At 49.1% G+C, this 18661-nt stretch carries 16 protein-coding genes; 10 read left to right on the top strand and 6 right to left on the bottom strand.

Annotated elements, in window-relative coordinates; translation table 11 throughout:
* Positions 1-13: 13 nt before the first annotated feature.
* The 3 genes from ypdF to ptsP are packed head-to-tail and all read left to right on the top strand — an operon-like array spanning position 14 to position 4656.
* On the top strand, positions 14-1099 hold the full coding sequence (gene ypdF / locus QUE74_RS15575; protein WP_000173297.1) for an aminopeptidase: 1086 nt from the start codon (positions 14-16) through the stop codon (positions 1097-1099).
* Positions 1099-2136 (top strand): aminopeptidase, encoded by a 1038-nt coding sequence (ypdE, locus tag QUE74_RS15570; protein WP_000365996.1) that lies wholly within the window; start codon positions 1099-1101, stop codon positions 2134-2136. The genes ypdF and ypdE overlap by 1 nt, the downstream gene beginning before the upstream one ends.
* Positions 2137-2160: 24 nt before the next feature.
* Positions 2161-4656, top strand: coding sequence for a phosphoenolpyruvate--protein phosphotransferase (ptsP, locus tag QUE74_RS15565; RefSeq protein ID WP_000955836.1), 2496 nt, complete (start codon positions 2161-2163; stop codon positions 4654-4656).
* 2 nt (positions 4657-4658) lie between these two features.
* On the opposite strand, the gene QUE74_RS15560 is transcribed toward ptsP, so the two are convergent.
* Genes QUE74_RS15560 through ypdA form a run of 3 tightly spaced genes read right to left on the bottom strand, consistent with a single transcriptional unit; the run spans position 4659 to position 7974 of the window.
* Positions 4659-5516: an AraC family transcriptional regulator gene (locus QUE74_RS15560; protein ID WP_000648314.1), complete on the bottom strand. Its 858-nt coding sequence runs from the start codon at positions 5514-5516 to the stop codon at positions 4659-4661.
* Between the two features lie 11 nt (positions 5517-5527).
* The gene (gene ypdB, locus QUE74_RS15555) at positions 5528-6262 is read right to left on the bottom strand and encodes a two-component system response regulator YpdB (protein ID WP_001354801.1); all 735 of its coding nucleotides are present in this window, start codon (positions 6260-6262) and stop codon (positions 5528-5530) included.
* Positions 6263-6276: 14 nt separating this feature from the next.
* A complete protein-coding gene (ypdA, locus tag QUE74_RS15550; protein ID WP_000544366.1) occupies positions 6277-7974 on the bottom strand; it encodes a two-component system sensor histidine kinase YpdA in 1698 nt (565 codons plus the stop codon).
* A gap of 376 nt (positions 7975-8350) precedes the next feature.
* On the opposite strand from ypdA, the gene alaC reads away from it, so the two are divergent.
* On the top strand, positions 8351-9589 hold the full coding sequence (gene alaC, locus QUE74_RS15545) for an alanine transaminase (protein WP_000785931.1): 1239 nt from the start codon (positions 8351-8353) through the stop codon (positions 9587-9589).
* 64 nt (positions 9590-9653) lie between these two features.
* Here alaC and ypdK read toward each other — a convergent pair whose 3' ends face one another.
* Both ypdK and lpxP read right to left on the bottom strand, forming a co-directional pair.
* Positions 9654-9725: a membrane protein YpdK gene (ypdK, locus tag QUE74_RS15540; RefSeq protein WP_010723117.1), complete on the bottom strand. Its 72-nt coding sequence runs from the start codon at positions 9723-9725 to the stop codon at positions 9654-9656.
* Between the two features lie 354 nt (positions 9726-10079).
* Entirely contained in the window at positions 10080-11000 is a 921-nt protein-coding gene (gene lpxP / locus QUE74_RS15535; protein WP_000484014.1) for a kdo(2)-lipid IV(A) palmitoleoyltransferase, read from the bottom strand.
* 352 nt (positions 11001-11352) lie between these two features.
* Here lpxP and QUE74_RS15530 point away from each other — a divergent pair, with 352 nt between their 5' ends.
* Positions 11353-11595: a YfdY family protein gene (locus QUE74_RS15530; protein ID WP_000639883.1), complete on the top strand. Its 243-nt coding sequence runs from the start codon at positions 11353-11355 to the stop codon at positions 11593-11595.
* Between the two features lie 76 nt (positions 11596-11671).
* Here QUE74_RS15530 and ypdI read toward each other — a convergent pair whose 3' ends face one another.
* On the bottom strand, positions 11672-11947 hold the full coding sequence (gene ypdI / locus QUE74_RS15525; protein WP_000867670.1) for a colanic acid biosynthesis lipoprotein YpdI: 276 nt from the start codon (positions 11945-11947) through the stop codon (positions 11672-11674).
* A 295-nt stretch (positions 11948-12242) separates the two neighbouring features.
* Between ypdI and QUE74_RS15520 the strand changes: the two genes are divergently transcribed.
* The 5 genes from QUE74_RS15520 (at position 12243) to yfdE (ending at position 18619) form a co-directional block, all read left to right on the top strand.
* Positions 12243-12875, top strand: a complete 633-nt coding sequence (locus QUE74_RS15520; RefSeq protein WP_000825617.1) for a YfdX family protein — start codon at positions 12243-12245, stop codon at positions 12873-12875.
* Between the two features lie 513 nt (positions 12876-13388).
* A complete protein-coding gene (gene frc / locus QUE74_RS15515; protein WP_000106772.1) occupies positions 13389-14639 on the top strand; it encodes a formyl-CoA transferase in 1251 nt (416 codons plus the stop codon).
* 53 nt (positions 14640-14692) lie between these two features.
* Entirely contained in the window at positions 14693-16387 is a 1695-nt protein-coding gene (oxc, locus tag QUE74_RS15510; protein WP_001283476.1) for an oxalyl-CoA decarboxylase, read from the top strand.
* A 68-nt stretch (positions 16388-16455) separates the two neighbouring features.
* Entirely contained in the window at positions 16456-17400 is a 945-nt protein-coding gene (gene yfdV, locus QUE74_RS15505) for a transporter YfdV (RefSeq protein WP_000955028.1), read from the top strand.
* A 73-nt stretch (positions 17401-17473) separates the two neighbouring features.
* A complete protein-coding gene (yfdE, locus tag QUE74_RS15500) occupies positions 17474-18619 on the top strand; it encodes a CoA:oxalate CoA-transferase (protein WP_000185622.1) in 1146 nt (381 codons plus the stop codon).
* The last annotated feature ends 42 nt before the right edge of the window (positions 18620-18661 follow it).

The raw sequence follows: 18661 nt of genomic DNA, 5'->3' as shown, positions 1-18661 counted from the left end.
AAGGACAATCCTGATGACATTACTCGCTTCGCTGCGCGACTGGCTTAAGGCGCAACAACTGGATGCGGTGCTTCTCTCCTCACGGCAGAACAAACAACCGCATCTGGGGATCTCCACCGGATCAGGCTATGTGGTGCTTAGCCGTGAAAATGCGCACATTCTGGTGGATTCGCGCTATTACGCGGATGTGGAAGCCCGTACGCAAGGCTACCAGATGCATTTGCTTGATGCGACGCACACGCTTGCAACCATCGTCAGGCAAATCATTGCCGATGAACAGCTGCAAACGCTCGGTTTTGAAGGCCAGCAGGTGAGTTGGGAAACCGCGCACCGCTGGCAGGCTGAACTCAATGCGAAATTGGTAAGCGCCACGCCGGACGTACTGCGGCAAATCAAAACGCCAGAGGAGGTGGAGAAAATCCGTCTCGCCTGTGGGATTGCCGATCGCAGTGTGCAACATATTCGCCGTTTTATTCAGGCGGGGATGAGCGAATGCGAGATAGCCGCTGAACTGGAGTGGTTTATGCGCCAGCAGGGGGCAGAAAAAGCCTCTTTTGACACCATTGTCGCCAGCGGCTGGCGTGGGGCGCTGCCGCACGGCAAAGCCAGCGACAAGATTGTTGCAGCGGGCGAGTTTGTCACTCTCGATTTCGGTGCGCTGTATCAGGGCTACTGCTCTGATATGACGCGCACCTTGCTGGTGAATGGCGAAGGGGTGAGCGCCGAATCTCACCCACTGTTTGATGTGTATAACATTGTCCTGCAGGCACAGCTCGCGGCAATCTCCGCGATTCGCCCCGGCGTGCGCTGCCAACAGGTTGACGACGCCGCGCGCCGGATCATTACAGAAGCCGGTTATGGTGACTATTTTGGTCACAACACTGGTCATGCTATCGGCATTGAAGTCCATGAAGAGCCGCGTTTTTCACCGCGGGACACCACGACGCTACAGCCAGGGATGTTACTGACCGTGGAGCCGGGGATTTATTTGCCAGGGCGAGGGGGCGTGCGCATCGAAGATGTCGTGCTGGTTACCCCGCAAGGCGCGGAAGTGCTCTACGCCATGCCAAAAACAGTGTTGCTCACGGGAGAGGCATAATGGATTTATCGCTATTAAAAGCGTTGAGCGAGGCAGATGCGATCGCCTCCTCGGAACAGGAAGTGCGGCAGATCCTGCTGGATGAAGCGGATCGACTGCAAAAAGAAGTGCGATTTGATGGCCTGGGATCGGTGCTGATCCGCCTCAATGAATCGACAGGTCCGAAGGTGATGATCTGTGCGCATATGGACGAAGTGGGATTTATGGTGCGTAGCATCTCCCGCGAAGGGGCGATTGATGTCCTGCCAGTTGGCAATGTGCGCATGGCTGCCCGCCAGCTTCAGCCAGTACGGATCACTACTCGTGAAGAGTGCAAAATTCCCGGTTTGCTCGATGGCGAGCGGCAGGGGAATGACGTCAGCGCCATGCGCGTGGACATTGGTGCGCGCTCGTATGACGAAGTGATGCAGGCAGGTATTCGTCCGGGCGATCGTGTCACGTTTGATACCACTTTTCAGGTTCTCCCTCACCAGCGAGTGATGGGTAAAGCCTTTGATGACCGCCTCGGTTGCTACCTGCTGGTGACGTTACTACGTGAGCTGCACAACACCGAGCTGCCTGCGGAAGTGTGGCTGGTGGCAAGTTCCAGCGAAGAGGTGGGATTACGCGGCGGGCAAACCGCCACCCGCGCGGTGTCGCCGGACATCGCCATTGTGCTTGATACCGCCTGCTGGGCGAAAAACTTTGATTATGGCGCGGCTAACCATCGCCAGATTGGTAACGGCCCGATGCTGGTGTTAAGCGACAAGTCGCTGATTGCGCCGCCAAAACTTACCGCGTGGATCGAAACCGTGGCGGCAGAAATTGGCGTGCCGTTACAGGCGGATATGTTCAGCAACGGCGGCACGGATGGCGGGGCGGTACATTTAACCGGCACTGGCGTACCCACAGTGGTGATGGGGCCAGCAACCCGCCACGGACATTGCGCCGCATCGATTGCCGACTGCCGCGACATTTTGCAGATGCAGCAGCTTTTATCTGCCCTTATTCAACGTCTTACCCGTGAGACGGTTGTTCAACTGACGGATTTCAGATGATCTCCTGATTAACCCGGAGCGGTTATGTTAACGATTCAATTTCTCTGTCCTTTGCCAAACGGCCTGCATGCTCGTCCGGCGTGGGAACTTAAAGAGCAGTGCAGCCAGTGGCAAAGCGAAATCATCTTCATTAACCATCGCCAGAACGTAAAGGCCGATGCCAAAAGTTCGCTGGCGCTGATTGGCACCGGCACCTTATTTAATGACAGTTGCAGCCTGAACATTAGCGGCAGCGATGAAGAGCAGGCGCGGCGCGTGCTGGAAGAGTACATCCAGGTGCGCTTTATCGACAGCGACAGCGTCCAGCCGACGCAGGCAGAACTGACGGCACATCCACTGCCGCGTTCATTAAGCCGCCTGAACCCTGATTTACTGTACGGCAATGTGCTGGCAAGCGGCGTCGGCGTGGGTACGTTGACCCTGCTACAGAGCAACAGCCTCGACAGTTATCGGGCAATCCCGGCCAGTGCGCAAGACTCCACCTGGCTGGAACACAGCCTGGCAACGCTTGCCGAGCAACTGAACCAGCAGTTGCGCGAGCGTGACGGCGAAAGCAAAACTATCCTCAGCGCCCATTTATCGCTGATTCAGGATGATGAATTTGCAGGGAATATCCGTCGCCTGATGGCAGAACAGCATCAGGGGCTGGGGGCGGCGATCATCAGCAATATGGAGCAGGTTTGCGCCAAGCTTTCTGCCTCTGCCAGCGATTATCTGCGCGAGCGGGTCAGCGACATTCGTGATATCAGCGAACAATTGCTGCATATCACCTGGCCGGAACTGAAGCCGCGTAATAATCTGGTGCTCGAAAAACCGACCATTCTGGTGGCAGAAGATTTAACCCCTAGCCAGTTTTTGAGCCTCAATTTAAAAAATCTTGCGGGCATGATTCTGGAGAAAACCGGGCGCACCTCGCATACTCTGATTCTGGCCCGCGCCTCGGCGATCCCCGTACTGAGCGGCCTGCCGCTGGATGCCATTGCTCGCTATGCCGGGCAACCGGCGGTGCTTGACGCCCAGTGCGGCGTGCTGGCGATTAATCCTGATGACGCGGTGAGCGGTTATTATCAGGTTGCGCAGACGCTGGCGGATAAACGCCAGAAACAACAGGCGCAGGCCGCCGCGCAGCTGGCCTATTCCCGTGATAACAAGCGCATTGATATCGCGGCGAATATTGGCACCGCTCTGGAAGCGCCTGGCGCGTTTGCCAACGGCGCGGAAGGTGTCGGGCTGTTTCGTACCGAAATGCTCTATATGGAGCGCGACAGTGCGCCGGACGAACAGGAACAGTTTGAAGCATACCAACAGGTGCTACTGGCGGCGGGCGACAAGCCGATTATTTTCCGCACGATGGACATCGGCGGCGATAAAAGCATTCCTTACCTCAACATTCCCCAGGAAGAGAACCCGTTCCTCGGCTATCGCGCGGTACGTATTTACCCGGAATTTGCTGGTCTGTTCCGCACTCAATTGCGGGCTATTTTGCGCGCTGCCAGTTTCGGTAATGCCCAGTTAATGATCCCAATGGTCCACAGCCTCGATCAGATCTTATGGGTGAAGGGCGAGATCCAAAAAGCGATCGTTGAGCTTAAGCGCGATGGCCTGCGTCATGCAGAGTCGATTACGCTGGGTATCATGGTGGAAGTACCGTCGGTGTGCTACATCATCGACCACTTCTGCGATGAGGTCGATTTCTTCAGTATCGGTTCTAACGATATGACCCAGTATCTGTATGCGGTCGATCGTAATAACCCGCGCGTATCGCCGCTGTATAACCCGATTACGCCATCGTTCCTGCGCATGTTGCAGCAGATTGTTACCACTGCGCATCAGCGCGGCAAATGGGTAGGTATTTGCGGTGAACTGGGCGGTGAAAGTCGTTATCTGCCGCTACTGCTTGGACTGGGCCTGGATGAGCTGAGTATGAGTAGCCCGCGTATTCCGGCGGTGAAAAGCCAGCTTCGTCAACTGGATAGCGAGGCGTGTCGGGAATTGGCTCGTCAGGCATGTGAATGCCGCAGTGAGCAGGAAATTGAAGCGTTACTCACCGCCTTTACGCCGGAAGAAGACGTTCGCCCACTGCTGGCGCTGGAGAATATCTTTGTTGATCAGGCCTTTAGCAATAAAGAGCAGGCGATCCAGTTCCTGTGCGGCAACCTTGGCGTTAACGGGCGTACTGAACATCCGTTTGAGCTGGAAGAAGATGTCTGGCAGCGGGAAGAGATTGTTACTACTGGCGTTGGTTTTGGCGTGGCGATCCCGCACACCAAATCACAGTGGATCCGTCATTCCAGTATCAGCATTGCCCGGTTGGTGAAACCGGTTGACTGGCAGTCAGAAATGGGCGAAGTCGAACTGGTGATCATGCTGACGCTGGGCGCTAACGAAGGGATGAATCATGTGAAAGTCTTCTCGCAGCTGGCGCGTAAACTGGTGAATAAAAACTTCCGCCAGTCGCTGTTTGCCGCACAAGATGCACAAAGTATTCTGACGCTGCTGGAAACGGAATTAACCTTCTGACGTTAGCCCTGAAAACGTGCGCTATACTCTCCCGGCGTCAGACCAAACTGACGCCGGAAAACGCGACAAAAATAGTCGCTATCCGGAAACCCGCAACGCTGCGCCACTTCATGAATCGACAGATGATATTTCTGCAAAATCATCCTCGCCTTCGCCATTCGCACCCAACGCACATATTCGATAAAACGCATTGTTCCATGCTGCGCAAACAGTTTTGACAGATGATTGGGCGTGATATTAAAAAACTGCGCCACGTTCTCACGGGTGAGCGGCTGGGCATAATTATCCTGAACCCAGTTACAAATGCTGTGATAGAGAAAATCGCCGCGCGGCTGCGAATTACCCGGCGGCATATTCACCACGTTGCGGCAGAGATGCAGCAAACTTAACACCAGCGGCTGAATGATATTCTGCTCCAGCGGCGAACGGCTAAGATGGGTGAGGGCAGTAAGCATTGCTTCACCTTCGCCGCGTTGCAGGCTGGGAAGTTGGATCTGGCGAACTGGATGCAACAACGACGTGGTGCGGCTATCGTAATACGATAAACCAAGCCAGGTCGGCGCGAACACCAGACTTAACAGCATTACCGGTTTGTTGTTGACCGGTAAATTAGCCGCGCGCGCCGGAATAAACAGCATTTCTCCTTCCACTATATGTTGCTGCTTTGCTTCCAGCAGATTGCCGTATTCGCCGCGCAGCACGATATCCAGACGGGGAAAATCAATACATAAACTGCCCACCGGCAACGAGGCCGGCTGGCTGGCAAACCAGACGCGCCCCAGTAGTTGCGGGTTAAGCACCAGGCCGCTGAACAGATCGGCGAAAAATTGTTGATCGGCGGGCAAGCCTGTTGCTTTCATGAAAATCCCGATTACAGATGCATTAACTGCCTGAATTCTTTTACTTTGCTACGGCTGACCGGTACTTCAAAATCCAGATCTTTCAGTCGCAGAATGTAGGTGTTATTAAACCACGGTTCGATTTCGCGGATTTTGTTCAGATTGACACAAAATGAGCGATGGCAGCGGAAAAAATGTGACGGCGGCAGCTTGCTGCAAAATTCAGTAATGTTCATTGGCATTACGTAGGATTCACGCCGCGTATAGACAAAGGTCATTTTCTCGTGCGCTTCGGCGTAATAGATATCGTTAATTGGCGTGACGATGATTCGCTCATCTTTCACCAGATTAATGGTGTCATTCTCACGCGTTACCATTGCGGCAGGCGTACTGCTGGTTTGCTGTTGCTGCCAGGCTGCTTCCAGCTTTTGCAGCATTCCTGTAATGCGTGATTCCTGATACGGTTTGAGAATGTAGTCAAACGCCTCCAGCTCAAACGCTTCTACCGCATGTTCTTTCCACGCAGTGATGAACACAATAAACGGTTTATGGGCAAACTGGCTGATGTTTTGCGCCAGCAACACGCCATCCAGCGACGGAATATTGATATCCAGAAAAATGGCGTCGACGCGGTTATGCTGCAAAAACTTCAACACGTCCAGACCATCGTCAAAGGTGCCGACAATCTCCATCTGGCTGTGCTCTTTAATCAGCCAGCTCAGTTCCTGTTGTGCCAGGAATTCGTCTTCAACAATGATGACTTTCACAATATCACTCCGGCTCAAAGCAATAACGTAGCCTGTGAGGCGACAGGGGGGCGTTGGTTAGGAATGTAAAATGCGATTTCCGTCCCAGGCTCCAGACGACGAATATGCAGCCCTTCGCCATATAACAACTTCACGCGGTGATGGACATTAAGCAGGCCAATTTTATTGCCTGGCATTTCATTCGCTTCGACCCGTTCAATCACCTTTGGATCGATGCCGTGCCCGGTGTCTCGCACCGCAATGCGTACCCGATTGCCGCACTCTGCAACGCTGATGGTGACAACGCCTTTTCCCTTACAAGGCTGAATACCGTGGACAATGGCGTTCTCCACTAAAGGCTGGATCAGCAGGCTGGGAATGTAGCAATTCACCTCTTCATCAATATCATAGATAACCGTCAGCTTGTCGCCAAAGCGGGCCTGCTCAATGGCAATATAGTCTTTAATTTGGTACAGCTCTTTTTTGATATCGATTTGCTCATCGTCTTTTAATTCAATGTTATAGCGCAGATAACGCGACAGATTAAAGATTAACTGGCGAGCGGTATCCGGATTCAGACGGATCGACGATGAGATAGCATTCAGAGCATTAAACAGGAAATGGGGATTAATTTTGCTTTGCAGAGCGCGAAGCTCTGCCTTATTTGCCATTTCACGTAGCTGCTCGGCGCGTGAAACCTCCAGTTGGGTGGAGATGATTTGAGACAGACCGACAGCCATTTCCTGTAATGACGAGGTGATCTGATGCGCGTGGCAGTAGTAAATTTTCAGTGTTCCTGTCACCACGCCTTTCTCCCACAATGGGATCACCAGCATCGAATGAATCTCTGGCGTGCGGTGGGCTTCATCATTGTTTTTAATAATGATTTTTCCGTAATTCATTGCCTGACGCGTTGTTGGGCTAATGAAATCATCGCCATTCTGATAGTTGTGCTCACCTACGCCAACATAGGCCAGCACATGATCGGTGTTGGTAATCGCTACCGCATCGGCGTGAATATCATCGCGGATAATTTCACAAACTTTGCGTAATGACTCGCTATTGACATGGCGAAACAGCGGCAGCGTTTTGTTGGCGATATCCAGCGCCAGCTTGGCCTGCCGCGCGGCGCTGGCCTCTTTTTCGCCCTCAACGCTTTGTACCAGCAACACAATAAAGCCGATACAAACGCTGCCGAGGATCATCGGAATCCCGATTTTGGAGACGATATCAATCCCCAGTGCAGTGGTGGGCGCCCAGACAATCACCAGAATCATCGTCAACGTTTCACATAACATGCCACCGAGAATACCGACGCGCCAGCGCTGTGCTTTGGGGATTTTCAGGTTGATCCAGCCTGATATGCAACCCGCGAGAATACTGGTGATAAAGCACGGAATTGCCGTCACGCCGCCGATGTCAATTAAATAACGGTGAATACCCGCAATCACACCGGTAATGATGCCTACCCACGGGCCAAATAGAATTCCGCCTGACATCACCGCGATAATGCGCACATTAACCAGCGAGCCTTCTACGGGCACGCCGGACCAGGTGCTGAACAGGGCGAACAGCGAGAAAATGGCGGTAACGGCGAGCAGCTCTTTTGGGGAGTGTGCCGACTTGTGCAACAGTTCGCGAAACAGGCGGATACGGATAAGAAAGAACAGGCAGATAAGCATTAACGCTGCCCGATCGAAGACCGCCAGCAGCATGTTGAATATTTCGTGCACGGGTGACTCTGAATAAGGATTAAACCTCTATGATAGGTAACCTGAAGGCTGATGACCAGCAGGCCGTTTTTGAGGAAAAACCACAATTTTAAAAGGGGATTGAAAGATAAATGGTGTATTAGCAATGCATCTCTTGATAATGCATATCTGTTTGGTAAATTTATTGAAATTATAATGTTAATAGATTGAGTGGTAATTTTCTTGTTAGCGTAGATAAATTTCCTGTTTTTAAAGCGGAGTTCCTCATTTAAGGCTATTAACAAAAATGTTCTAAAACGCTGGACAGACAGAAATTAATCAGGCTATTTTCAAAACAGCCACCATCGTGGCAGCGTCGCTCGGACGGTCCGGGCGCTCACGTTAATCTGAGGAAATTATGGCTGACACTCGCCCTGAACGTCGCTTTACGCGTATTGATCGTCTCCCACCCTACGTTTTTAACATTACCGCTGAACTGAAAATGGCTGCGCGTCGGCGCGGCGAAGATATTATCGATTTCAGTATGGGTAACCCGGACGGTGCGACCCCGCCGCATATCGTCGAAAAATTATGTACGGTGGCCCAGCGACCGGACACGCATGGTTACTCCACCTCGCGTGGTATTCCGCGGTTACGTCGCGCCATTTCCCGCTGGTATCAGGATCGTTACGACGTCGAGATCGACCCGGAATCAGAGGCTATCGTCACCATTGGCTCGAAAGAGGGGCTGGCGCATCTGATGCTGGCGACGCTGGATCACGGTGACACTGTACTGGTGCCTAATCCAAGCTACCCGATTCATATTTACGGCGCGGTGATTGCCGGAGCGCAGGTACGCTCAGTGCCGCTGGTGGAAGGTGTCGATTTCTTCAACGAACTGGAACGCGCTATCCGTGAAAGTTATCCGAAACCGAAGATGATGATCCTCGGCTTCCCGTCGAACCCAACCGCGCAATGCGTGGAACTGGAATTCTTTGAGAAGGTTGTGGCGCTGGCGAAACGCTACGATGTGCTGGTGGTCCATGACCTGGCCTATGCCGATATCGTCTACGATGGCTGGAAAGCGCCGTCAATCATGCAGGTGCCAGGTGCACGCGATGTGGCGGTAGAGTTCTTTACGCTGTCGAAAAGCTACAACATGGCGGGCTGGCGTATCGGCTTTATGGTCGGTAACAAAACGCTGGTCAGCGCGTTGGCACGTATTAAAAGCTATCACGATTACGGTACTTTTACGCCGTTGCAGGTGGCGGCGATTGCGGCGCTGGAGGGAGATCAACAGTGCGTTCGCGACATTGCCGAACAGTACAAACGCCGCCGCGATGTACTGGTTAAAGGGCTGCATGAAGCGGGCTGGATGGTCGAAATGCCGAAGGCTTCGATGTATGTCTGGGCGAAAATCCCGGAACCATATGCGGCCATGGGCTCACTGGAATTTGCCAAGAAACTGCTTAACGAAGCGAAGGTCTGTGTCTCTCCAGGGATTGGCTTTGGCGACTACGGCGACACCCATGTTCGCTTTGCGCTGATTGAAAACCGCGATCGTATTCGCCAGGCGATTCGTGGAATTAAAGCGATGTTCCGTGCCGACGGTTTACTACCCGCCAGCAGCAAACATATTCACGAAAACGCGGAATAAACACCATCGCCAGAAATGCAAACAGGAGCCAGATGGCTCCTGTTTTTCATTGCACAGTTTGCTTTTAGATCATCAGGGCAAAAGTACCGGCCCAAACGATGACCATAAAAGAAATGCCCATAAAGAAATATTTCACTTTACATCTCTCCGCGTAATTACTGTTACGCCTGAATGACTTCATTACACCTGATACAGTGAGTTGACACCGGGCAAAACGACATTGAAAGTCCGTATTTTACCGTGGGCATCACCCCAGAATTCTGAGCTAAACTGCTCGAGACGGCGCTAATGTACGCCTAAAACTGAAACGAGACAAGAGGCATTTTCTTATTTACTTTTAGTAACTTACAGGTGTCTCATATCGGCGACAGTTTAATTTCTGACGGTAATAATTAGAGATTCAGCGAAGGAAAAAACCTTAAGAAAAAAGCCATAAAAACCATGAGGTTAATATGGCTGATTTGAGGAGGGAAAGAGTAGAAGCAATTTGTTAAATGTATAACGACGATTCTCCCACCGGGCGCGTTTTAAAGCGACGGTGGATCCAGAGGTACTGCTCAGGTGCGCGCATAATCTCTTTCTCGATAATCTTGTTCATATAGGCAGCGGCTTGATTTTCATCTGCCGGGTAGCCTTCCATTTCAGGGGTGATGAACAACCGATATCCGCTGTAATCCGTTTTTCTGACCATCGTTACGGTCAACATGGCTGCGCCAGAGAGACGAGAGAGGACATAGGTGCCATTTGTTGTGGCAACATTTTCTACCGCAAAGAACGGTGCGAAGGAGCTACCTTTACGACCATAATCCTGATCGGGAGCAAACCATACGGCTTCACCTTTCTTCAGCGCACCGACAATACCGCGCAGATTATTTCTGCCGATCATCGCTTTGTTAGAGCGCATGCGACCACGGGTCTGCACCCATTCCATCAGCTGATTATTATGTGGACGATAGGTGGCCATCATTGGCTGACATAGTCCCATCACGCGGCCGCCCAATTCCAGCGACATAAAATGGACGCCGACAACCATCACGCCACGATTTTGCAGTTGTGCGCGTTTGAGGTTATCCAGCCCTTCAACATCAAACCATTTACGTACGCGACTGTCGGGCCAGAACCATGCCATGCCGGTTTCTACCAGCGCCATGCCGAGTGAACGAAAGTTTTCGGCAATCATCTTCTCGCGCTCTTCAGCAGAATGCTGTGGGAAACAAAGTTCCAGGTTCTTACGGGCGATAGATTCACGACGTTTCAGGAATGGTCGCGCCATCGTGCCGATACGCGTGCCGAGAAAACAGAGAACAGGGTAAGGAAGCTGTACCCAAAGCCAGAGTACACCAAGCCCAAACCACGTGAGCCAGTAGCGAGGATGTAGAAACTCGCGGGAAAATTTGCATTTTGGAAACATAGTTACCTTCTGTAGATACAAATTGTTGTATCGCAGAAGATTCCATGTCGACAGCGGTACACTCAATTGATTGGGCCATCATGTACGACAATGGTTCCTGTAAAGAGTGTAAAGACTAGTCAGGACATAACCACGAGGAGCATGAATGCGGTGCTTTTACTTTATCACTGGCTGACTGCTTTCAGCTACTGATTATTTATCGTGCAAAGTAAATATTTTTTCGCACATTACAGTCTTGCATTTAACGTGCTGTTTTCATTAATACTTAGCAAAAATTGCCAGAGGTTAAGGATTGTCTTACTATTAAAGTGACTGAAGTTACAGGTTTTTTAGCGCGGCAGGAGGTTGAGCTATGATTTATTTATGGATGTTTCTCGCCCTGTGTATTGTCTGCGTAAGCGGATACATCGGTCAGGTACTGAACGTGGTCTCGGCGGTCTCTTCTTTCTTCGGCATGGTGATCCTCGCTGCACTCATTTACTACTTCACCATGTGGTTAACTGGCGGTAATGAACTAGTGACGGGGATATTTATGTTTCTTGCCCCGGCTTGTGGCTTGATGATTCGCTTTATGGTGGGGTATGGCAGGCGGTAGTAGTTCAGGATGGATCATTTGGGCAGGTGCTCACATCATCAACAGATATGATTGTTCACCTGCCATGTGACAGACGCTATCGCACAGGATGAATAAGATAATTCGCCTTTGTCGGAAAAGGGGGCGTGATGTCTTCTGTGAGATTTAATGGTGGCGCATCTTCTCTCATCTTAAACAAAATCGCCTGTGATGGTTGAAGTTTTGTAGAATGAGTTGTCGTCATCACTGACGTTTTTTCTGTCTCTTTATAGCTCGTCTCACTTCCGCCACCAGAAATGGAAAATGCAAAAACATTGCATGCCATAATAGAGACCAATAAAAATAAGCTAAAAAGCATTAAGTTTACTTTCATAGAAAGTTATCCTGAGAATGGCTCACTGAGAACCTACGATGTTATGACTGTATTTACATTTAATTAATCAGTATTTACATCGATATAATAAATGACATCTCTTTGTGGTATATAAGAATAGTTCTCTGCGACAGGAAGCATATTCCTACAATTGTAAGACTAAAATACTTCTTGCGATAATAACTACAACTGTAAGATAACCCTTTCAAAATGACCGTTGCTCTCTGATTTCTCATTTCATGCTCACCCAATATGATGGCGGCGTTTTCTAAAACTGTTAAAGAATGAGGTAAGTATGAAACGTTTAATTATGGCTACGATGGTCACAGCAGTTCTGGCATCTTCAACTGTATGGGCTGCTGATAATGCACCGGTAGCAGCACAACAGCAAACTCAGCAAGTTCAGCAAACCCAGAAAACGGTAGCAGCAGAGCGTATCTCTGAACAGGGTTTATATGCGATGCGTGACGTGCAGGTAGCGCGCCTGGCTCTGTTTCATGGCGATCCGGAAAAGGCAAAAGAACTGACCAATGAAGCTTCCGCTTTGCTGTCAGATGACAGTACTGAATGGGCAAAGTTCGCTAAGCCAGGTAAAAAGACCAATATCAATGATGACCAATATATTGTCATTAATGCATCTGTCGGAATTTCTGAGAGTTATGTAGCGACACCCGAAAAAGAAGCAGCGATAAAAATTGCGAATGAAAAAATGGCGAAAGGGGATAAAAAGGGAGCAATGGAAGAGCTTCGCCTGGCCGGTGTTGGCGTAATGGAAAACCAATATCTGATGCCGCTTAAACAGACTCGTAATGCACTTGCTGATGCGCAGAAACTGCTTGATAAAAAGCAATACTACGAGGCAAACCTGGCGCTTAAAGGTGCGGAAGATGGAATCATCGTCGATAGCGAAGCACTGTTTGTGAACTAATGCTGACAGGCAGCATATTGAAGTAAAAGATTTTACTCCCTCCAGGCGACAATTTTTTATGACCACAATACGACCGATTGTGGTCATAAAATTATTTGGCGCTCGCGGTTCTATAAACACGCATTATCTATTCCTCAAAGTAAACATCAATAATCCCGTGTCATCACGAAATCATTGTTTATGTTATGTTTTATGGTACGATTTAAAAATCGTAATCATTTCCCTCACTGTAAATCACAATCGCTTCTTACAGTTGTAAGAATAACATCACAAATGTCGCGGCTCTCTCTGATTACCGCAAACCAATATTTATCATATTCTTCTTTTCGTCCTCACTACTTACCATGCAAAAAGGAATTGGTAGTGGCGATGAAATGATTTCCAGCACTTGATACAGGAATTTAAAAATATCGAGTGCAGCTACGACGATATTTTGCGGATTATTTATAGAGGGCGTTATGCCTTAAATAAACGCTAAATTAACATATATTTAATTAACTAATAGGTATTGCTATGTCAACTCCACTTCAAGGAATTAAAGTTCTCGATTTCACCGGTGTGCAATCTGGCCCATCTTGTACTCAGATGCTGGCGTGGTTTGGCGCTGACGTCATTAAAATTGAACGTCCCGGCGTTGGTGACGTAACGCGTCGCCAGCTGCGAGATATTCCTGATATCGATGCACTTTACTTCACCATGCTTAACAGCAACAAACGTTCTATTGAATTAAATACCAAAACAGCGGAAGGCAAAGAGGTAATGGAAAAGCTGATCCGCGAAGCTGATATCTTGGTCGAGAACTTTCATCCAGGGGCTATTGATCACATGGGCTTCACCTGGGAGCATATTCAGGAAATCAACCCACGTCTGATTTTTGGTTCGATCAAAGGGTTTGATGAGTGTTCGCCTTATGTGAATGTAAAAGCCTATGAAAACGTTGCTCAGGCAGCGGGTGGCGCGGCATCCACTACGGGTTTTTGGGACGGCCCGCCGCTGGTAAGCGCTGCAGCGTTGGGTGACAGCAACACCGGAATGCATTTGCTGATCGGTTTACTTGCTGCTTTGCTGCATCGCGAAAAAACGGGGCGTGGGCAACGAGTTACCATGTCAATGCAGGATGCCGTGTTGAACCTTTGCCGCGTGAAATTACGCGACCAGCAGCGCCTCGATAAGCTGGGTTATCTGGAAGAATACCCGCAGTATCCGAATGGCACATTTGGTGATGCAGTTCCCCGCGGTGGTAATGCGGGTGGTGGCGGTCAGCCTGGCTGGATCCTGAAATGTAAAGGCTGGGAAACCGATCCTAATGCCTATATTTATTTCACTATTCAGGAGCAAAACTGGGAAAACACCTGTAAAGCTATCGGCAAACCAGAATGGATTACCGATCCGGCATATAGTACAGCTCATGCCCGACAGCCACATATTTTCGATATTTTTGCTGAAATCGAAAAATACACTGTCACTATTGATAAACATGAAGCGGTGGCCTATTTGACTCAGTTTGATATTCCTTGTGCACCGGTTTTAAGTATGAAAGAAATTTCACTCGATCCCTCTTTGCGCCAAAGTGGCAGTGTTGTCGAAGTAGAGCAACCGTTGCGTGGAAAATATCTGACCGTTGGTTGTCCAATGAAATTCTCTGCCTTTACGCCGGATATTAAAGCTGCGCCGCTATTAGGTGAACATACCGCTGCTGTATTGCAGGAGCTGGGTTATAGCGACGATGAAATTGCTGCAATGAAGCAAAACCACGCCATCTGATATTAACGGGGGCTTCTGGCTCCCAATTTATAAAAATTTCGAGGTTATTAATCATGTCAGATCAACTTCAAATGACAGATGGTATGCATATCATCGTTGAAGCATTAAAACAGAATAATATTGACACTATTTATGGTGTTGTAGGTATTCCTGTGACGGATATGGCGCGCCATGCCCAGGCGGAAGGCATTCGTTATATTGGTTTTCGTCATGAGCAATCTGCAGGCTATGCGGCTGCGGCAAGCGGTTTTCTTACCCAAAAGCCAGGGATCTGCCTGACCGTTTCTGCGCCAGGATTCCTCAATGGTTTGACCGCATTGGCCAACGCAACAGTAAATGGTTTTCCGATGATCATGATCAGCGGCTCCAGCGATCGCGCGATCGTTGATCTCCAGCAAGGTGATTATGAAGAGCTGGACCAAATGAATGCGGCAAAACCCTATGCCAAAGCGGCATTCCGCGTTAACCAGCCGCAGGATCTTGGCATTGCGTTGGCACGCGCTATCCGGGTCTCCGTTTCGGGTCGCCCTGGTGGTGTTTATCTTGATTTGCCAGCAAATGTCCTGGCTGCGACGATGGAAAAAGACGAAGCATTAGCCACTATTGTTAAAGTTGAAAACCCATCGCCAGCGTTATTGCCATGCCCGAAGTCAGTCACTAGTGCAATTTCGCTGTTAGCAAAAGCAGAACGGCCATTAATTATCCTTGGTAAAGGCGCGGCGTATTCACAAGCTGATGAGCAGCTTCGTGAGTTTATTGAAAGTACCCAGATTCCATTCCTGCCAATGTCTATGGCGAAAGGGATCCTGGAAGATACGCATCCACTTTCTGCGGCGGCTGCGCGTTCGTTTGCGCTGGCAAATGCTGATGTTGTCATGCTTGTTGGGGCGCGACTGAATTGGTTACTGGCGCACGGTAAAAAAGGATGGGCGGCAGATACACAGTTTATTCAACTGGATATAGAACCGCAGGAAATTGACAGCAACCGCCCCATTGCTGTGCCAGTCGTTGGTGATATTGCATCCAGTATGCAAGGTATGCTGGCAGAACTGAAACAAAACACATTTACGACTCCACTGGTGTGGCGCGATATTTTAAATATCCACAAGCAGCAAAATGCGCAAAAAATGCATGAAAAGTTAAGTACAGATACCCAACCATTAAATTACTTTAATGCATTGAGTGCGGTGCGCGATGTATTGCGCGAGAACCAGGATATTTATGTAGTTAATGAAGGGGCAAATACCCTGGATAATGCACGAAATATTATTGATATGTATAAACCACGTCGTCGTCTGGATTGTGGCACCTGGGGTGTCATGGGCATCGGTATGGGCTATGCCATCGGTGCTAGCGTGACCTCTGGTTCTCCGGTTGTCGCCATTGAAGGTGATAGTGCTTTTGGTTTCAGTGGGATGGAGATTGAAACGATTTGTCGATATAACCTGCCGGTGACGATCGTTATTTTTAATAATGGCGGCATCTACAGAGGAGACGGTGTTGATCTCAGTGGCGCTGGTGCACCATCACCAACAGATCTATTGCACCATGCAAGGTATGACAAATTAATGGATGCATTTCGTGGCGTTGGATATAACGTCACCACGACAGATGAGCTTCGTCATGCGTTAACCACCGGTATTCAGTCGCGCAAACCGACCATTATTAATGTGGTCATCGACCCAGCAGCAGGAACTGAAAGTGGCCATATTACCAAACTTAACCCAAAACAAGTCGCTGGTAATTAAATACTGACATCGTCTCCTCTTGCCAACTCATTATCGATGGTGAGGGGACCCTTATCGGAAATACTATTATGCTAACATTTTTTATTGGCGATTTATTGCCTATTATCGTAATCATGCTGTTGGGTTATTTTAGCGGCAGACGAGAAACTTTTTCAGAAGATCAAGCCCGGGCATTTAATAAACTGGTATTAAACTACGCTCTTCCTGCGGCCCTATTTGTTTCTATTACCCGGGCAAACAGGGAAATGATTTTTGCGGACACTCGCCTGACCCTTGTATCACTTGTGGTTATTGTCGGATGTTTCTTTTTCTCCTGGTTTGGTTGCTACAAATTTTTTAAACGTACCCATGCAGAAGCAGCAGTATGTGCATTAATTGCAGGTTCACCTACCATTGGATTCCTGGGGTTTGCAGTTCTCGACCCTATTTATGGTGATTCCGTATCAACAGGTTTAGTGGTAGCAATTATTTCTATTATTGTTAACGCAATTACTATTCCTATTGGTCTGTATTTGCTGAATCCCTCCTCAGGAGCGGATGGTAAGAAGAATAGCAATCTGAGCGCGTTAATCTCTGCGGCAAAGGAGCCAGTCGTATGGGCACCTGTTCTGGCAACGATCCTGGTGTTGGTTGGGGTAAAAATTCCGGCAGCATGGGATCCAACCTTTAATCTGATTGCGAAGGCCAACTCAGGGGTAGCGGTATTCGCTGCGGGGTTGACTCTGGCTGCACATAAATTCGAGTTCAGTGCTGAAATTGCTTATAACACCTTCCTGAAGCTGATTCTGATGCCACTGGCACTGCTTCTCGTTGGTATGGCATGTCATTTGAACAGCGAACATCTGCAGATGATGGTACTGGCAGGCGCATTACCGCCGGCATTCTCCGGAATCATTATTGCCAGCCGGTTTAATGTCTACACCCGCACTGGTACAGCGTCATTGGCTGTTAGCGTGCTGGGTTTTGTCGTCACGGCTCCCTTGTGGATTTATGTCAGTCGACTGGTTTCATAATTAATCATGTTATTAATTTTCATAAATGCCGAAGAGTCTTTTCACCTTCGGCTTTTTTTCAAGGCATAAGCAAATGACAAATACTAAAAGCAAAGGCCCATTTGAAGGGTTATTAGTTATTGATATGACTCATGTCCTTAATGGGCCTTTCGGAACTCAACTCCTTTGTAATATGGGCGCAAGGGTCATTAAAGTTGAGCCGCCGGGTCATGGTGATGATACCCGCACATTTGGTCCCTATGTGGATGGGCAGTCACTCTATTACAGTTTTATTAATCATGGCAAAGAGAGCGTGGTTCTTGATTTAAAGAATGACCACGATAAAAGTATATTTATAAATATGCTTAAACAAGCGGATGTATTAGCTGAGAATTTTCGCCCAGGTACAATGGAAAAACTGGGATTTTCGTGGGAAACGCTACAAGAAATCAACCCACGCCTCATATATGCTTCATCGTCAGGTTTCGGACATACCGGTCCGCTAAAAGATGCTCCGGCCTACGATACCATTATTCAGGCAATGAGTGGAATAATGATGGAAACGGGATATCCTGATGCTCCGCCAGTGCGTGTTGGCACCTCTCTTGCAGATCTCTGTGGCGGTGTCTATTTATTCAGTGGAATCGTGAGTGCGCTTTATGGCCGCGAAAAGAGCCAGCGAGGGGCGCATGTCGATATCGCGATGTTTGATGCCACTCTGAGTTTTCTGGAGCATGGACTGATGGCATATATCGCGACAGGGAAGTCACCACAACGCCTGGGAAATCGCCATCCCTACATGGCTCCTTTTGATGTTTTCGATACTCAGGATAAACCAATTACTATTTGTTGTGGTAATGACAAGCTTTTTTCTGCGTTATGCCAGGCACTGGATCTGACGGAACTTGTTGATGATCCCCGATTTAACAGCAATATTTTACGTGTACAAAATCAAGCTATTCTTAAACAATATATTGAGCGGACGTTAAAAACGCAGGCAGCTGAAGTTTGGTTAGCCAGAATAAATGAAGTTGGTGTGCCTGTAGCGCCGCTATTAAGTGTGGCTGAGGCCATTAATTTGCCACAAACTCAGGCGAGAAATATGTTGATTGAAGCTGGCGGAATAATGATGCCGGGTAATCCGATAAAAATCAGCGGCTGCGCGGACCCGCATGTTATGCCGGGAGCGGCAACGCTCGACCAGCATGGGGAACAAATTCGCCATGAGTTCTCATCATAAATGTAAGATGTGCTGGTAAATAGCTCCCACATTTGAACCTTG

It is taken from the genome of Escherichia sp. 10290 (assembly GCF_030295155.1).
Taxonomy (GTDB): Bacteria; Pseudomonadota; Gammaproteobacteria; order Enterobacterales; family Enterobacteriaceae; genus Escherichia; species Escherichia coli_F.
The sequence above is the reverse complement of the archived record's forward strand: the minus strand, read 5'-3'. Positions and strand labels throughout refer to the sequence as shown.

Excerpts from the sequence above, each read along its gene's own strand:
- ypdF (WP_000173297.1), top strand. The coding sequence starts at position 14 with ATGACATTACTCGCTTCGCTGCGCGACTGGCTTAAGGCGCAACAACTG.
- ypdE (WP_000365996.1), top strand. The coding sequence starts at position 1,099 with ATGGATTTATCGCTATTAAAAGCGTTGAGCGAGGCAGATGCGATCGCC.
- ptsP (WP_000955836.1), top strand. The coding sequence starts at position 2,161 with ATGTTAACGATTCAATTTCTCTGTCCTTTGCCAAACGGCCTGCATGCT.
- QUE74_RS15560 (WP_000648314.1), bottom strand. The coding sequence starts at position 5,516 with ATGAAAGCAACAGGCTTGCCCGCCGATCAACAATTTTTCGCCGATCTG.
- alaC (WP_000785931.1), top strand. The coding sequence starts at position 8,351 with ATGGCTGACACTCGCCCTGAACGTCGCTTTACGCGTATTGATCGTCTC.
- lpxP (WP_000484014.1), bottom strand. The coding sequence starts at position 11,000 with ATGTTTCCAAAATGCAAATTTTCCCGCGAGTTTCTACATCCTCGCTAC.
- QUE74_RS15530 (WP_000639883.1), top strand. The coding sequence starts at position 11,353 with ATGATTTATTTATGGATGTTTCTCGCCCTGTGTATTGTCTGCGTAAGC.
- ypdI (WP_000867670.1), bottom strand. The coding sequence starts at position 11,947 with ATGAAAGTAAACTTAATGCTTTTTAGCTTATTTTTATTGGTCTCTATT.
- QUE74_RS15520 (WP_000825617.1), top strand. The coding sequence starts at position 12,243 with ATGAAACGTTTAATTATGGCTACGATGGTCACAGCAGTTCTGGCATCT.
- frc (WP_000106772.1), top strand. The coding sequence starts at position 13,389 with ATGTCAACTCCACTTCAAGGAATTAAAGTTCTCGATTTCACCGGTGTG.
- oxc (WP_001283476.1), top strand. The coding sequence starts at position 14,693 with ATGTCAGATCAACTTCAAATGACAGATGGTATGCATATCATCGTTGAA.
- yfdV (WP_000955028.1), top strand. The coding sequence starts at position 16,456 with ATGCTAACATTTTTTATTGGCGATTTATTGCCTATTATCGTAATCATG.
- yfdE (WP_000185622.1), top strand. The coding sequence starts at position 17,474 with ATGACAAATACTAAAAGCAAAGGCCCATTTGAAGGGTTATTAGTTATT.